14 protein-coding genes are annotated in these 14,627 nt (G+C 40.6%); 3 read left to right on the top strand and 11 right to left on the bottom strand.

The annotated features are described in order from the left end of the window. Positions 1–77 precede the first annotated feature (77 nt). On the top strand, positions 78–1,925 hold the full coding sequence (locus N8A86_RS19735) for a thiol-activated cytolysin family protein (RefSeq protein WP_273566942.1): 1,848 nt from the start codon (positions 78–80) through the stop codon (positions 1,923–1,925). A 123-nt stretch (positions 1,926–2,048) separates the two neighbouring features. On the opposite strand, the gene N8A86_RS19730 is transcribed toward N8A86_RS19735, so the two are convergent. Both N8A86_RS19730 and N8A86_RS19725 read right to left on the bottom strand, forming a co-directional pair. Next, positions 2,049–3,008, bottom strand: a complete 960-nt coding sequence (locus N8A86_RS19730) for a cadherin repeat domain-containing protein (protein WP_273566941.1) — start codon at positions 3,006–3,008, stop codon at positions 2,049–2,051. A 10-nt stretch (positions 3,009–3,018) separates the two neighbouring features. Next, the gene (locus N8A86_RS19725; RefSeq protein ID WP_273566940.1) at positions 3,019–5,184 is read right to left on the bottom strand and encodes an endonuclease MutS2; all 2,166 of its coding nucleotides are present in this window, start codon (positions 5,182–5,184) and stop codon (positions 3,019–3,021) included. A 311-nt stretch (positions 5,185–5,495) separates the two neighbouring features. On the opposite strand from N8A86_RS19725, the gene N8A86_RS19720 reads away from it, so the two are divergent. Continuing rightward, complete coding sequence (locus N8A86_RS19720) at positions 5,496–6,560, top strand: DUF6340 family protein (protein WP_273566939.1); 1,065 nt, start codon at positions 5,496–5,498, stop codon at positions 6,558–6,560. Between the two features lie 25 nt (positions 6,561–6,585). Here the strand turns inward: N8A86_RS19720 and N8A86_RS19715 are convergent, their stop codons facing one another. Further along, positions 6,586–7,317, bottom strand: a complete 732-nt coding sequence (locus tag N8A86_RS19715; protein WP_273566938.1) for a DUF3307 domain-containing protein — start codon at positions 7,315–7,317, stop codon at positions 6,586–6,588. Next, positions 7,318–8,001: a fumarate hydratase gene (locus tag N8A86_RS19710; RefSeq protein WP_273566937.1), complete on the bottom strand. Its 684-nt coding sequence runs from the start codon at positions 7,999–8,001 to the stop codon at positions 7,318–7,320. Positions 8,002–8,332: 331 nt separating this feature from the next. Here N8A86_RS19710 and N8A86_RS19705 point away from each other — a divergent pair, with 331 nt between their 5' ends. Next, a complete protein-coding gene (locus tag N8A86_RS19705; RefSeq protein WP_273566936.1) occupies positions 8,333–8,998 on the top strand; it encodes a uracil-DNA glycosylase in 666 nt (221 codons plus the stop codon). A 76-nt stretch (positions 8,999–9,074) separates the two neighbouring features. Here the strand turns inward: N8A86_RS19705 and N8A86_RS19700 are convergent, their stop codons facing one another. The 7 genes from N8A86_RS19700 to N8A86_RS19670 all read right to left on the bottom strand — a co-directional run bounded on the left by N8A86_RS19700 (position 9,075) and on the right by N8A86_RS19670 (position 14,601). Then, positions 9,075–9,932: a substrate-binding domain-containing protein gene (locus N8A86_RS19700; RefSeq protein ID WP_273566935.1), complete on the bottom strand. Its 858-nt coding sequence runs from the start codon at positions 9,930–9,932 to the stop codon at positions 9,075–9,077. A 143-nt stretch (positions 9,933–10,075) separates the two neighbouring features. After that, positions 10,076–10,945, bottom strand: a complete 870-nt coding sequence (locus N8A86_RS19695; protein WP_273566934.1) for a nucleoside phosphorylase — start codon at positions 10,943–10,945, stop codon at positions 10,076–10,078. Position 10,946: 1 nt separating this feature from the next. After that, positions 10,947–11,879, bottom strand: coding sequence for a DUF1835 domain-containing protein (locus N8A86_RS19690; protein WP_273566933.1), 933 nt, complete (start codon positions 11,877–11,879; stop codon positions 10,947–10,949). A 114-nt stretch (positions 11,880–11,993) separates the two neighbouring features. After that, complete coding sequence (locus N8A86_RS19685) at positions 11,994–12,320, bottom strand: translation initiation factor (protein ID WP_273566932.1); 327 nt, start codon at positions 12,318–12,320, stop codon at positions 11,994–11,996. 2 nt (positions 12,321–12,322) lie between these two features. Next, complete coding sequence (locus N8A86_RS19680; RefSeq protein ID WP_273569105.1) at positions 12,323–12,847, bottom strand: outer membrane beta-barrel protein; 525 nt, start codon at positions 12,845–12,847, stop codon at positions 12,323–12,325. Between the two features lie 29 nt (positions 12,848–12,876). Further along, the gene (locus N8A86_RS19675) at positions 12,877–13,545 is read right to left on the bottom strand and encodes a hypothetical protein (RefSeq protein WP_273566931.1); all 669 of its coding nucleotides are present in this window, start codon (positions 13,543–13,545) and stop codon (positions 12,877–12,879) included. 105 nt (positions 13,546–13,650) lie between these two features. Further along, positions 13,651–14,601, bottom strand: a complete 951-nt coding sequence (locus tag N8A86_RS19670; protein ID WP_273566930.1) for an isopenicillin N synthase family dioxygenase — start codon at positions 14,599–14,601, stop codon at positions 13,651–13,653. Between the last annotated feature and the right edge of the window lie 26 nt (positions 14,602–14,627).

Genomic DNA, 14,627 nt, shown 5'->3' with positions numbered 1-14,627 from the left:
TTGTCCATGGACAAAATTAGGTAGGAGTATGATATGCAGATAGTTTTGAGGTGTTGAATCCATAAAAACAAAACAATATGAAAACAAGACCGATTACCTTGAAACAAATTATCCTAGGTTTATTACTAATCGTTAGTATATCATGCAGTAAGGAAAGTGGAGGTGATAACCCGGACCCGATACCAGAACAGGAAAACCTAGAAGCGGAATTCTCAAAAGTGGTAACCGATGCAGGGGACTTCGAGCAACCGGAAACATCTGAAGATCTTTTTGAAGAAAAAGAGACTAATGAAGTTATAGACGGTGAGGTGTGGAACTGTACGACCAAAACCTATGATGCGCTTCGGGGTGGTGGAACGGGGAGAGATGGTTTCCCACTTTTCAATCCAAATGCCTCGGTAATATACCCTGGAAGCTTACTGCAGGGAAAATCGCTTAAAAAAGCGACCCCCGATGTTATTGCTGTCGAAAGAGCTGGCGGAACCGTGTCCTACAATTTGAATAACGGCAACCTTGCTTCAAGTTTTGCAGTTGACAAAGTGGCCAAAAGCTCCATTCAAGACGCCATGAACAATATCATTGCAAACGCTCCACAGGATCTTCCTGCAAATTTTTCCTTTAATTACAGTCAGGTGCAAAGCAGGCAAGCCCTAGCCTTGAGCTTAGGGGTCGATTTCGAGAATGCTTTTGCCGAGGTCAGTGCAGATTTCGATTTTAGCACCGAAAGGGAGTACAACCGAATTTTGGTCGAGCTAAAGCAAAATTTTTATACGATGTCTTTTGACATTCCCACGAGCCTAAAAGGACTGTTCGCCGATTCGGTGACACCCGAAGATTTAGCAAAATATGTACAGGCCGGCAATCCGGCAACCTATATTAGCGATGTTTCTTACGGAAGAATTTACTATATGCTGGTGGAATCCACATCCACCTACACCGAAATGAATGCTGCTGTCGAGGCAGAATTCAATGCCGTGGCCGGTAAAACGGATGTGGAAATCGATGCTTCTTATTTGAACGATCTTAGTGAAGTGAAAATTAAGGTCATGGCCTTCGGGGGAGAATCAGAGTCTACCATAAGAACGATAGGCGGAAACCTTTCCGAACTCGTCGACCTTCTTGCAGAAAGTAGTACCATATCGACCGGATTGCCCTTAAGTTATGTCGTGCGAAGCGTCAACACCAATCAAATTGTGGGGGTACAGTTGGCTACCAAGTACGATGTAACAGAATGCACACCTGCCTCAGGAACTGGCGGCGAACCTATACATACCGCCCACTGGAAAGGCCAGGTATTATCTAGAATGGGAGCTGTCGGTGCGGCATACTGTGTTCAAGGCACCGAATTTGTTCTGATAAGCGCTGACGGAAAAGAGTTTATGCGCAGCGCAAATGCCCAATTGGAAGGCCCTTTCCCAATCGAGGATCTCTATGAAGGCGAGTACCCTTTTGGCAATGACGGTATCGGGGCCGCCTGTAATACCTCTTTGGGGAGTTCGCAGGACACGACAATTATGTTCATGTCGCAAAGTGGGCTTTTCTACAATTATGTTTTAGACGGTCAGACATGGAGAAATAATCTCAACAATATCGAAAATCTTGCGGCAGGAGACAACCCATTTGCAGTCAACGGCATCGGAGCAATTGTATTTAGAAGCTATAATGGCGGTCCTTCCGACCGGTACATGATCAATCGGGATGGAACCCAATTTTCAAGGTATTCGAACAATCCGAATCAATTTAATGGCCTAAATGACATTTCTGAATGGGGAAATGGTACGCTACCTTTTGAAAGCGTTGGTGCAGGAATTGGGTTCGACCTAGGCAATAACCGTCAATATCTATTATTCAACAAGGCAGGTACACAATATGTAATTTCCAACGAAAGCTTGGGTTGGGGTTTTATTGGGCCTTTTGATCTTTAAAAAAGTTAATTTCTTTAAATAAAAATCGGGGGAATTTTATTTGAAGTTTGCACAGTCGGTATCTAAAGTTGCGATTCAACAACTTGGGTATCGGCTGTTGTTTTTACAGTGGTTTATGGACTTTTAGTCCCATTGCTTTATGGGGGTACTTAAGCCTTGGTAGATGCAGACACGCTGCACGGAATTTGATTCATCGTCGAGCATATTCGTATCGCCTTCACCGAAAAAGTGGGTGCCCTGTGCATTGCCTTCGACATCATAAGATAAGCCGTTCTGCGAGTAGATTCCTAAAAATCCGCGGCTTGTCGTGGTCGATTTTCCAGCACCTTTCAAAACAAAATAGTGTTGTCCCTCATTATGCGATGGTAAAGCGTTTCCCAAATCGGTAAACCCTTCGTTTACCGAACTATCCGAGACTTTTACCTTGTTGCCTGCTATTTGATTGCCGATGGCAAGGTATTTAATGGCAAAAACATAACTGTCTTCCGGAAGGCTAGAAAGGTCGTTCGCCACAGTAGCGCTACTATAGGTTTCATAAATTCCTGCGCTTAGGCCTTGTTCATACAAAATATCGGTGGTGCCCGATTTACTGATACCGCTCATTTGCAATGATAATTCAAGGTATTCGTCTTCGGTAACGGGAATCCAATTTCCAGAATTCGCCGATTGATATGCTATTTTTGAATCGGTAAGCCAATATTCAATATCATCGATGTTCCTTATCGCCACTATCAAAGACCATAGTTCGGTCTCCGACCCATTGGAGACAACCACATCCCCGGTTATTTCAGCGCTCCGTTCATAATCATAGGCAAAAGCGTTGACCACGGTCAAAACCCCTGATTCTGAATTTATTTCAAGGGCATTATCTACCGAGACACCAAGTAAGGTAAAGATCAGTTCACCGGTCAATTTTGAATTTACCGTGGCAACCTCGTCCCCTGCCACTGGATACTCATCGACTTGAGCGTTGATACTTAAATTATCTTCGGCGGGTGGTATGGCAACCTTATCATCGCTACTACAGGAAATAGAGAGCATGATGCCCACTATAAAAAATTTAACTTGTATTTTCTTTTTCATGTTTGGTAGATTAACTCTTTACTAGTTCTAGTTGGTCCACACTCACATTGGTCGTAAACATACCGTAATTCACAATGGCCTTGTTCTTTTCCAAGCTATCGATACTTCCTACGGCCTTACCATCATGCATGCGAACCCGATCACCGACCTTAAAAATCGGACGTGGTTTGTTCTTTTCCTTGATAATGGCCTTTTTCTTTTCCACTTTTTTCTTCTCACGAATAACTTGGACCTCTTTTTGTACCTCTTGTACTACCTGTGCCTTTTTAGCACGTTCGGCCTTGGCTTGATTGGCCGTTTTCTTTTTACGCTTGCTGTTTTCGGTCTCCACGATCCGAATGAGTTCGGAGACCAAAATCCGTTTTTTATTATCCTGAAAGTACTTTGCGGCCGCTTTATCGATTTTGTTTCCCAATTGGATCATGCGTTGGTCATGATCATACAGTTCTTGATAGTTCTCAAGCTTTGATTTGACCTTGGCGTTCAATTTCTCCAAACGTGCGGCTTCTTCCCTGGCTTTGGACTCCTCTTCTTGCAATCTGGAGCCTGTTTTAGCCATTTTGCTGCGTTCTTTTTGTAGTTTGGCTATGGTGGCATCAAAACGGACTTTGCCGCGCTCTATCTTCTTCTTTGCTTTGTTGATAAGGGAGTAGGGGATTCCGTTTTTTTGCGCTACCTCAAACGTGAAGGAACTACCTGCTTCGCCCAACATCAATTGGAAGGTGGGTTCAAGACTCTTGGCGTCAAAAAGCATGTTCGCATTCGTGGTATGGGGCAACTCGTCGGCCAAGGCTTTTAGATTTGCGTAATGGGTGGTAATGACACCGTAGGCACCGCGCTCATAAAAGACTTCCAAAAAAGCTTCGGCCAAGGCACCTCCGAGTTCTGGGTCGCTTCCAGTGCCGAATTCATCAATTAGGAATAGGGTGTCCTCATTACATTTTCGCAAGAAACTGTTCATGTTCTTTAAACGGTAGCTGTAAGTGCTCAGATGGTTTTCGATGGACTGATTATCACCAATATCGGTCAAAATAGTGTCAAATAAACAAACCGAACTTCTTTCATGAACGGGAATTAGAAGTCCTGATTGCAGCATCACCTGAAGCAAACCAATGGTCTTAAGGGTGATACTTTTTCCTCCTGCATTCGGCCCGGAGATTACGATAATGCTGTTTTCGGGATGCAATTCTATGGTCTGCGGATAGGTCTTCGCCTTTTTTAATTTATTACTCAGATACAGCAACGGGTGGTACGCATCCCGAAGGTACAACCGCTTCTCTGTATTGATTTCAGGAAGCAACGAATTGGTGTCCGAAGCATATTTCGCCTTTGCTGCCGTAATGTCGATACGGGTTAGAAACTCCTGAAAATTGGACAAAAGAGAGCCGTAAGGCCTTATGTTTGCCGTTAGTTCGTTTAAAATACGCTGTATCTCATCCCTTTCATCGAATTCTAAATTATTAAGTTCCCTACTATATTTTAAGGTCACTTCGGGTTCGATATAAACGATACTTCCGGTTTTCGAAGTACCCATGACGGAGCCTTTTACTTTTCTACGGTACATCGCCTTTACGGCCAAAACCCGACGGTTCTCGACAACAGACTCCCGTATATCGTCCAAATAATCCGAGCCATGGTAGGTGTTCAAGGCCGAAGCAAAGCTTTGACCGATTTTTCCCTTCACCTGGTTCATTTGCCTTCTGATTTGAAAAAGGGAGTCGGAGGCCTTATCCTTGACTTCCCCAAAGCGGTCGATTACGGCATCGATTTGTTTGGGAATTTCAGTGTTCGTTTCAATTTCATCGGAAGCCGAAAAGAGCAACGGATAGTATTCCTTGAATTTTTTAAAGAACTTTTTGTGGGTGGTAACTGTATTACAAATCGAGGCGATTCTTTTGAATCCACTAATTTCCAAAGTGGTATTCTCGATTCTAAGCAATTTTAAATCTCCGCCAATGGAATCGAAACCATGATTGGGAATACGGTTTTCACTTATTAGGGAAGATAGGTATTCGGCCGTTTGGCCCAATGCCTGTAAAATGGATTCGGAGTCTGAAAGCGGGGCAATGTCAAAAACACGCTCCTTTCCCAAATCGGTATTACAACGTGCCATAAGTTGCTGCAATACGGTAGGAAATTCAAGGTCTTGAAGTGTCTTTTGGTGTATTTTGCCCATCTATAAATATAAAACCGATGGCAAAGGTATGGATTGGTAGGGAAAATACTTGGATTTAAGAGGTTTCGCTATCGTTGAGGTAGGAGGAGTTTCAATTCCTTATAGCGCATGATAACGAAGTTAGCTGAAAAATCTCTGGTTTTCAAGAGGTCTATGAACTAACTTTTGCATTAATTATACCGATTTCTCGAACTTATTCATTACGGAATCACCCCCTTAAATAAAATTGGTTTAAAGTGTTATGTAATAACGCCTTAACGCAATAAATTGGCCTTAAAAATGTTTTGGTAAATAGACTTAACCTATCTATCATGAAAAAGCATGGCTTTTATTTGACTGTATTTGCCGTTATAATATTGTTCACCAGTTGTGGAACTACGAAGCAGATCGTACTTCATACAACGGAACCTTCGCCTGTTGAGCTTTCCAATCAGATTAAGAGAATAGGCGTAATTGCCAATGCCGAATCCACAACGGATATGGAAGGTGAAACGAACGGTATGAACCGTTTGGTCCTAGCCCAAGAGAAGTGGTTGACCAAAAAGGGTAAGGATGCCGCTATAAATGGCCTCTTCGATGAATTGTTAAAAGACAATCGTTTTGAGGAAGTAAAAATGTTGGAACAGGGGTCAGGTGAAACCTCTGATTTTGGGTCGAATTCAAGTGGCATTCCTTGGTCGAATATCGAGTCTTTGTGCACGAAAAATAACGTTGATGCAGTTTTTGCAATGGCTTTCTATGAAACCGACACCAAGGTATCGGTTAAAAAGACATCGATGTTGGACCGAAATCTGATTCGAGACCAGGTTAAGGTAAAGGCGCAAGAGATTACCCTTGAAACTTTGATAGAGAATGGATGGCGCATATATTATCCGCAAAATAGACAGGTCATCGATGAGATTGTTTTCAATGACCAAATCACATCTACTGGCAAGGGCAAAGATGCCTTAGCTGCATATCAGGCCATTGGAGATAGAAAAGAAACCTTAATGCAACAAAGTCGAACGAACGGAAGTCAATACGGACAGCGGTTGTTGCCTTTCAAGAATAGTGTTTCTAGGGAATATTACATAAAGGGTACGGACAATCTTGTTTTGGCCAATGAACTGGCCGAAAATGAGGATTGGTCAGGCGCCAAGAAAGTATTGGAATTGGACGTAGAGCATCAAGATGCAAAAATACGCCGAAGAAGTTGCCATAACTTGGCGGTGCTTAGTGAAAGAGTCGATAACTTGGAGGAAGCGTTGTCTTGGGCATCGAAAGCCTATGAATATGACAACAATGGAGAAGATCTAGAATATATCGACATATTAAAAAAGCGCATTGACGACAAGAAGCTTTTAAAAAGTCAATTGGCCTATCTTCAATTTGAATAGTAGTTGGGGACATTGAGCCGTTTTCTCAATTATCGGGCGATATGGACCAGCCTATCAAAATGCCCACTCCGATTGCAATTCCGAAACTCAACAAGGTACCTATAAGCACATATTCGGTCTTGCTGAAAATTTTCTCGCCATCCCTGTACCTTAAAATCGATTTTGCGGCAATCAAAAAGCCTACGGCACTGAATTGATTGATTAGTATAAATGTGAGTACTAGCCATCTTTCGATTATGCCGATGAGTCTTCCAGCGTTAGGCAGTTCTTCTTTGTTCATACCCTGGAACTTTATTCTTGATGCCTTGAAAATTTCCTTGATAAGAATATTGGCAGGTTTTCCACAAAAAAGGTAGGCAATAATCAAAATCAAATATTTAGAGTTAAACTGTATGTTAAATAACGTATCTAATTGAAAATAAGAATTATAAAAATATACTATGAGTCCAATTATTGACAAATGCAAGCCTTGGTCGATAAAAAAAGCATGGCGACCCAAATATTTGTTTTGGTTAAGCTGTGGTTTTATGCCGTCAATAACCCAATGGGTGCCGGCAATTGTGAGCGCTCCTAAAACAAAGGTGGGTTGAAAGGAAAGTACCCAAGAGGTCACGAACATGATTAATACATGCCATTTAAGGTATTTGCTTCTAAAACCTTTTTTATTCTTGCTGGCGGCACTTTTGTCGGTCTGAAAAGTATAATCCGTAAGCAAGTGGGCCAGAAATTGTAGTAGTACAAGTTGGTAGCTATCCATTTAACGGTTTTTAAGGGTTTCGTGGAAGTATTGAACGGCTTTTTCAATGGCGTTCCAACCTGCGCTATTCGAGTGCTGATTGACCGCTGGTTGCGAAATGCCCATTTTTTTGGCGATAGTCTCTTCGTTATTGCTCAATAATTTGTAATACAGTACCTCCGATTGCCTAGCGGTTGCCTTGTTCATTACAAAGTCGAGAAGAAGCAACATAGACTCTAAACTATTATTTAACGACTCATCCCTAGAGACGAAGAACAACGTGTTCTTTATACTGATACGGTCCATCGTATGCGTATCTTCTTCGTTGATTTTTCGCCCAGACATGTAGATTGCTTCGCCATCGATGATTCCTTTTTCGGTGTCAAAACGTTGCAGGGTACCATAACCAATGGCAAGACGGATACCATAGTTTTCGAAGTACTGGACTCTGTTGTCCCCGTTCTTTTCAGAGGTAATCGGAATCGACTTTATCTTGGTTTTTATCAATAGGGCAATGGTCAGGGCATCTTGCGGATTTGGCACAACACATTCGATATAATCGCCCTTGACCAATCTGGCATAGCAATCGTACCTAGTGCCAAGCTCTTGCAAAAGTAGTTTTATATGACTTTCTGCCAACTCTTTGTTGCTCTTTGACAAACTTGTAAAGGCTACAATATCACCTGAAATAACAGCTTTGTTCATATTTTTTAGGAATGTTGGATACAAATATATAAAAATATAAGCTTAAAAGCTTATAATGCATGATTATAAGTCTTAAAGCTTATAATAGATGGTTATAAGTCTTAAAGCTTATAAAGTAGGATTATAAGCCCAAAAGCTTATTTTGTACTTAGCAAGTGTATAATTCTATCAGCTTCCGATGGATTATTTCTTGCAAAAATTATGAATTAAAAAAATAATCCTAATTCTTCGGAATCACACAATTTGCGAGAAATATCACTTAGATTATTGTTGGTCAACGTGACAATCCCTTATTTTTGGAATTCTTACATAGTTTTTGAATTGAGTTAAAATGCAAGTAAACATTGATCAAAGTTGGAAATCTCAATTGATATTGGAATTTGAAAAACCATACTTCAAAGATTTAGCAGATTTTGTTAAGACCGAATACAAACAATACACCTGCTATCCAAAAGGTAAGGATATCTTTTCGGCCTTCGACCATTCACCTTTCGATAAAACACAAATAGTCATTATAGGGCAAGATCCATATCATGGCCCAAATCAGGCCAACGGACTTTGTTTTTCCGTCAAAGAAGGAATTCCGCATCCACCTTCATTAATCAATATTTTTAAGGAAATTGAGACGGACTTAGGGGTGCCATACCCCAAAAGCGGCAATTTGGAACGTTGGGCTGATCAAGGCGTACTTTTATTGAATGCTACGTTGACTGTTCGCGCACACCAAGCCGGAAGCCATCAAAACAAAGGCTGGGAAACTTTTACCGATGCCGTGATCCACAAACTTTCAGAGGAAAAGAAGGGTCTTATATTCCTGCTATGGGGCGGATTTGCCAAGAAGAAGTCCGTATTGATCGATAAAACCAAACACCATATATTGACCTCAGGCCACCCTTCGCCTCTCAGTGCCAATCGAGGGTTTTGGTTCGGCAACAAGCATTTTAGCCGAGCAAATACATTTTTAAAAAACCAAGGGCGAACGCCCATTCAATGGTAGTTTCTTACCACACGAATACCTCGCTAATATTAGCTGAAACTCATTTTTGATGCATAGGGTAGACCTACGAAATACTTTATTTGTCAAAAGATGCTAAAATTTCTTCAGGATTTAACTTTTTCTTAATCAATGCAGGGTCCAGCAGTGTCTCCTGCACCAAATTCAGTATTTGTGGATCTAATCTTTCTTGGCTCCAGCGCGTCAACGATAGCCATTCTTGAATATCGACCAACCGTTGACCATAGCGATTGGCCAAAGTTCTATCAATACTAGGTATTTGTTTGAACTCCGAAGTATAACCATTAATGACTTCGAGAATATGGTCTAAAATTCCCTTGTGTTCCGCTAAAAAACTATCAGTACCGGCAATTACGAAACAAGGCCATGGGGTAGGGCAGTCATCCAGTCTTCTAAAAACGCCCTTATCGACCAAAGGTTTGGTCGTAAAGTGTTCCCACATAAAGTAATCGGCCTCGCCTTTTGTCAAGGCTTCGACAGCCCCTTTTAGGTTATTAATGACTTTAAACTCAAGATGCTCGGTATTCCATCCTTGGTTCTGGGCATTGACATAGGCCATAAGATGGCTTCCGCTTCCAAAGCGACTAATGGCCGCCGTGGCGTTTTCCAAATCGGGAATGGATTTAAAATTGCTTTTTGCCCCAACATGTATGCCCCATTGTAGTGGAGTGGCAATATATTCCTGAATAATTTTCACAGGATTACCCTCTGTAATACTCTTGACAATGCCCTCGGTAAGAATAATGGCGAGATCGGTCTCGTTATCCATAAGCATCTGGCACATTTTTCCCGTGCCTTCCGGAATATCTTTCCATTGCAAATCGATTCCACGTTCTTCAAAAGCTCCTTCTTCGATGGCCATATGCCAAGGCAGATTGAAATGCTCAGGAACGCCGACTATTTTTACCTTTTTCATGGATCAACTTGCTTGTAAAAATTAGAAATTTGGATTTTGAAAACCTCATACAAGAATAGTAAATTCCAAAAAACAAATTCCAAATTCCAATTGCTATTTTTGAAATTCAGGAATTGTACAGACGGATTTTTGGGATTGAAAATTTAAGAAGTTAACTTGTCCAAGGTAAATTTAATGAGTTCTTCCGTGGAATTTGAAGGGTTTTTAGAAAATGTACCTGTGGCACGATTGGCCAGAATACAATTTAAGGAAATCGCTTGGTGCCCCATAAGTTTTGCTAGCCCGTAAATTCCTGCTGTCTCCATTTCTAAATTTGTGATTTTCATATTCTCGAAGATAAAAGTGGAAAGGTTTTGATTCATTCGCTCATTGTCGGGGGGCAATCTTAACTTTCTACCTTGCGGGCCGTAAAAACCGGCGTTTGTTGCAGTCACTCCAAATCGTATATGATTTGAGTTGAAAATTCGGGCCAATTCTTCATCACATTTGACGACGTATGGAGCTGCCTTTTTCGTTTCCCAACCCGAGTGCTTCACGAAGTGATCTGAAATCATTTTTTCCTGTATTGAATCGCTTTTATAAAAATGAAGAAGCCCATCAAGTCCTAAAGCATATTCGCTCAAAACGAAAGAATCGACTGGAATTTCAGGTTGAATTGCACCGGAAGTCCCAATTCTGACAATGCGTAATCGTATATGATTTTTCTTTACGGTTCTATCCTTGAAATCAATGTTTGCCAAGGCATCAAGCTCGTTCAGTACGATATCGATATTGTCGGTTCCTATACCGGTCGAAATAACAGTAAGGCGCCGTCCATTTAGTATTCCGGTATGGGTATGAAATTCCCGTTTTCCTTTTTTTACCTGGATGGAATCAAAATATTTTGAAACATCCACAACGCGATCAGGGTCGCCAACCGTAATAATAGTATCGGCGATATCTTTGGGTAACAGGTTGAGATGGTAAATGCTGCCGTCGGCATTTAGGATAAGCTCCGAAGGCCCAAGCCCCATATTATAATTTTAATATTCTGTTCGAAGTGGTATTGTAGAGGTAGTTATATTTGAGTGCGCCGCCTAAGTAGGCTTCATTATCTCGAATATGCGAGTAGTAGTTTGTTTTTCCTTCCAAAATATCCTTTCCTTTTTTGGATAATTTTACCGGATTAAACGAAGTATACAGAGGTTTCAGCGTGGTCAGAATTCTATCGAACTGCGTGTCTCCAAAACCATAATTGCCTTGGTTCTTTAGCAATCCGCCAAGCAATTCTACTTTTGATTTTGGTTTTTTGGAGAATGAAAAGTCCAATACGTGGTTTTCTAAAGCATTCAAACCATTTTTAATCGTAGGAAATCGTTGAAGATGTGCTTTGATAGCTTCGGAAAGATATTCAAATTGAAACTGACCGAAGTCTCGAAGATTTTCCAATCGAATGGGGTTATCGCTACAATATAGTTGCCAAACATAGTCGGCATATTCAACATCATCTTGGGTCAACACAATACGATTCTCGTATAGTTTGAGCAATTGTTCGTTGTTAAGTTCGCTCAAACCGTATAATTTGTCCGTGTCATCTTCTTTACCGCTACAAACCAAAGATATTTCGGCATATTTTCGGTTGGCTTTTAACCAACTGAGCACGGCCAACATATTAACCTGACAAAATAGGTCATATTCGAACCAGAGGACGATTTGATCTTGTTGTTTATGATTGCACAAAGATCGGTACTCTTTTAAAGTCTTTTCAATGAAGATAGATTTGGTAACCTTGTAGTTCTTGTGAAGAAATTCGAAGCGTGTTTTCCAAAAGGATTCGCTTCCCACATTGGTCTCCGTTCTGCCCTCACAAAGCATTTCCCGCCATGTGATAATGTCCCCTTTTAAATTTAATTCTTTGAGCTTTTCTGTAAAACTATCACCGTTGGTAATGTGCAAAAGGGAACTCATGGGCGAGGCTGTTTGTGTTTTGGCTTCTAAAAGTAACATTTAATCGAAAAAAACAAAAAAATTAACAGAAAAGTGCGCAACCTTTTCATTTTAATTTTTGCAATATTGTTTTAGTTATCCACCAACACGCTTTGTTGAAAATCCTTTTTCTTGTAAAAGGGCCATGATACGGTCGCGATAATCTCCTTGAATGATGATTTTACCTTCTTTAAAGGTACCTCCAACACTTAGTTTGGTCTTGAGCTCTTTGGTCAATTTCTTAAAATCAGCATCGGTGCCATTATAGTTTTCCAAAATGGTAATCGGTTTCCCGTTTCGCTTTTCGTATTTGCAAATTATAGGTTCTTCTTGTAACCAAATATCGCTTTTCGATGTCGGAGCTTCCTGTTCTTCGGAAATATGTTCTGGAAATAAATTTTTGAGTTGGTCCTTTAAATCCATGATTAGAATAATGTATATCCAAAAATAAGGGAATATCCCTGATAATCCGAAAAGTAGGAGACGAAAGCCCCGTTGCCAAAAATTTCCCTCTTTCCTATATATCTAGCTTCAATACCTATTTTATTGTTATACTTGAAGCCTACCCCGAAGACAAAACTACCATTTGACCCAAACTCAATACGAGTAGTGCCAAAATTACTTTCGTATGCAACACTTGCATTTAACGGGATATCTACGACATACCCAACATTTGCAAAAAGCTTGGCGTTATCGTTTAAAAACATATAGTGCCTAAAACCCATGGGAATCTCAATTGATTTGTAATCAACGGTTGCCAGGCTCGTATTCGAGTTGAACGCAGTCGGTTCCGTTTGCTTCTCTGAGGAATAGGAGTGAAAGGTCGGCTCAATGAACATACTCCATTTATTTTTGTTAAAGGGCAATATGCCTTCCAATTCGACTCCTAATCTGAAGTTCATTTCTGCATCAAAATCAACATTTCTGGTTCTTGCATTGGTGTTGGTAATTGAAAGAGAGGTATAGTCGATTCCGGGTCTTACGGATAAGTTGAACCCAGGTTTTGTCTTCCTTTTTGATCATTGGCATAGGTCGGATCCTTGCATTCATTGTATTTCTCAAATATATCGATCAAGTCGTCAATTTTGTAGTTGACCGAGTTCACAAAATTCCTTGATATTTCATCACATTTCAATTCGTTCCATAACTGTTGCCTGAAAGTGTTTATACTTGCTATTTCAGTTAACGACTTTCGATATCTCTTGTATATTAGGGGTTCGATATTGGAGTTATCGACCTGATAAAAAAACTTTCGTAAATTATTATCCTCAAAATAGTAGAGTAACGCATCGCCTTCGCTAAGTGTTTTTAGAAAAACTTCTTCTTCTTTGAAAACGATATCTTTATTAGTATCCAAGGCATTATTATTATCCGTGGCACGGTTCATTCTTACCTTGGCCCTTACATATCGGGATTCGTTGTTTACCTTAAATTCTTTGATATCTGAAAGGGAAGCTATTCTTGAATCGTCATCTTTGCCAAGCTTGTATTCAAAACTTGTTGGGTTGTTTTTCCAATCCACATTTCGGATGAAACAATCCGTTTTAACATCTGTATTATTAATAAAATAAGCCGGTTCAAAGTTGATTTGGGCATTAATATTGGTAAAAAATAACAAAGCAACTACAACAAAAGATAGATTTTTCATGGTGGTTAGTTCGGGGTTTTGTCGTTTGATTCCTCAAATCGAATTATTAAGAAAACGACACACTTCCCTTATTGTTGCAGAGATAAAAGAAGAAATGCCGTTAAATCAGGCTTTTTTTAACCCAAGCTCAATCAATCGTTCATGCAAAAATTCCCCTGCGGTTATGTCCTTAAACTGTTTGGGATGTTCGGCATCTACACATTCCCCTAAGCAATTCAGTAACATCTCACTAATGGGGTGCATAAAAAACGGTATGGAATAACGTGAAGTGCCCCAAAGCTCTCGTGGAGGGTTCACGACCTGATGGATAGTTGACTTTAGTTTATTGTTGGTCAGTCGTGATAGCATGTCGCCCACATTGATCATCAGTTGATCGGGCCGAGCGATGGCATCGACCCATTCCCCATTATGGTTTTTGACCTGGAGTCCCCGGCCATGAGCGCCCATCAACAAGGTTATCAAATTGATGTCGCCGTGCGCTGCGGCCCTTACAGCGTTCTTTGGTTCCGAGGTGATAGGCGGGTAGTGTATAGGCCGTAAAATGGAATTGCCATTTTTGATATATTCATCAAAATAGTTCTCCTCGAGACCTAAATGTAATGCCAAGGCTCGAAGTACATATTTCGCGGTCTTTTCCAACATTTTGTAAGCTTCCTTACCAACTTCGTTGAACTTGGGGAGTTCGGAAACTATTACATTATCCGGATATTCGGCCGCTAGTTTGGCATCGCCTCCTACATATTGCCCGAAATGCCAAAATTCTTTCAAATCGCCCTCTTTTCTTCCTTTAGCGTGTTCTTTCCCAAACGAGGTATATCCCCTTTGACCTCCTATTCCTTCTATTTCATAGTTGTTCTTGACTTCTTGAGGTAAATCGAAAAACTTTTTAATCTCGGCATAGAGGTCTTCGACCAGTTCTTCCGATAGGAAATGTCCGCTTAGGGCAACAAAACCGATTTCTTCGAATGCTTTTCCAATTTCTTTGGTGAATTTTTCTTTTCTACCTTCATATTCCGATACAAAATCTGTTAAATCTACACTGGGTATGGCACTCATAACTTCCTATTTAGGGTTTGTTCAAA

The organism is Maribacter halichondriae (assembly GCF_027474825.1).
GTDB lineage: Bacteria > Bacteroidota > Bacteroidia > Flavobacteriales > Flavobacteriaceae > Meishania > Meishania halichondriae.
The sequence above is the reverse complement of the archived record's forward strand: the minus strand, read 5'-3'. Positions and strand labels throughout refer to the sequence as shown.

What these genes read in the sequence shown, in the direction of transcription:
- N8A86_RS19735 (WP_273566942.1), top strand. Translation starts at nt 78, where the DNA reads ATGAAAACAAGACCGATTACCTTGAAACAAATTATCCTAGGTTTATTA.
- N8A86_RS19730 (WP_273566941.1), bottom strand. Translation starts at nt 3,008, where the DNA reads ATGAAAAAGAAAATACAAGTTAAATTTTTTATAGTGGGCATCATGCTC.
- N8A86_RS19725 (WP_273566940.1), bottom strand. Translation starts at nt 5,184, where the DNA reads ATGGGCAAAATACACCAAAAGACACTTCAAGACCTTGAATTTCCTACC.
- N8A86_RS19720 (WP_273566939.1), top strand. Translation starts at nt 5,496, where the DNA reads ATGAAAAAGCATGGCTTTTATTTGACTGTATTTGCCGTTATAATATTG.
- N8A86_RS19715 (WP_273566938.1), bottom strand. Translation starts at nt 7,317, where the DNA reads ATGGATAGCTACCAACTTGTACTACTACAATTTCTGGCCCACTTGCTT.
- N8A86_RS19710 (WP_273566937.1), bottom strand. Translation starts at nt 8,001, where the DNA reads ATGAACAAAGCTGTTATTTCAGGTGATATTGTAGCCTTTACAAGTTTG.
- N8A86_RS19705 (WP_273566936.1), top strand. Translation starts at nt 8,333, where the DNA reads ATGCAAGTAAACATTGATCAAAGTTGGAAATCTCAATTGATATTGGAA.
- N8A86_RS19700 (WP_273566935.1), bottom strand. Translation starts at nt 9,932, where the DNA reads ATGAAAAAGGTAAAAATAGTCGGCGTTCCTGAGCATTTCAATCTGCCT.
- N8A86_RS19695 (WP_273566934.1), bottom strand. Translation starts at nt 10,945, where the DNA reads ATGGGGCTTGGGCCTTCGGAGCTTATCCTAAATGCCGACGGCAGCATT.
- N8A86_RS19690 (WP_273566933.1), bottom strand. Translation starts at nt 11,879, where the DNA reads ATGAGTTCCCTTTTGCACATTACCAACGGTGATAGTTTTACAGAAAAG.
- N8A86_RS19685 (WP_273566932.1), bottom strand. Translation starts at nt 12,320, where the DNA reads ATGGATTTAAAGGACCAACTCAAAAATTTATTTCCAGAACATATTTCC.
- N8A86_RS19675 (WP_273566931.1), bottom strand. Translation starts at nt 13,545, where the DNA reads ATGAAAAATCTATCTTTTGTTGTAGTTGCTTTGTTATTTTTTACCAAT.
- N8A86_RS19670 (WP_273566930.1), bottom strand. Translation starts at nt 14,601, where the DNA reads ATGAGTGCCATACCCAGTGTAGATTTAACAGATTTTGTATCGGAATAT.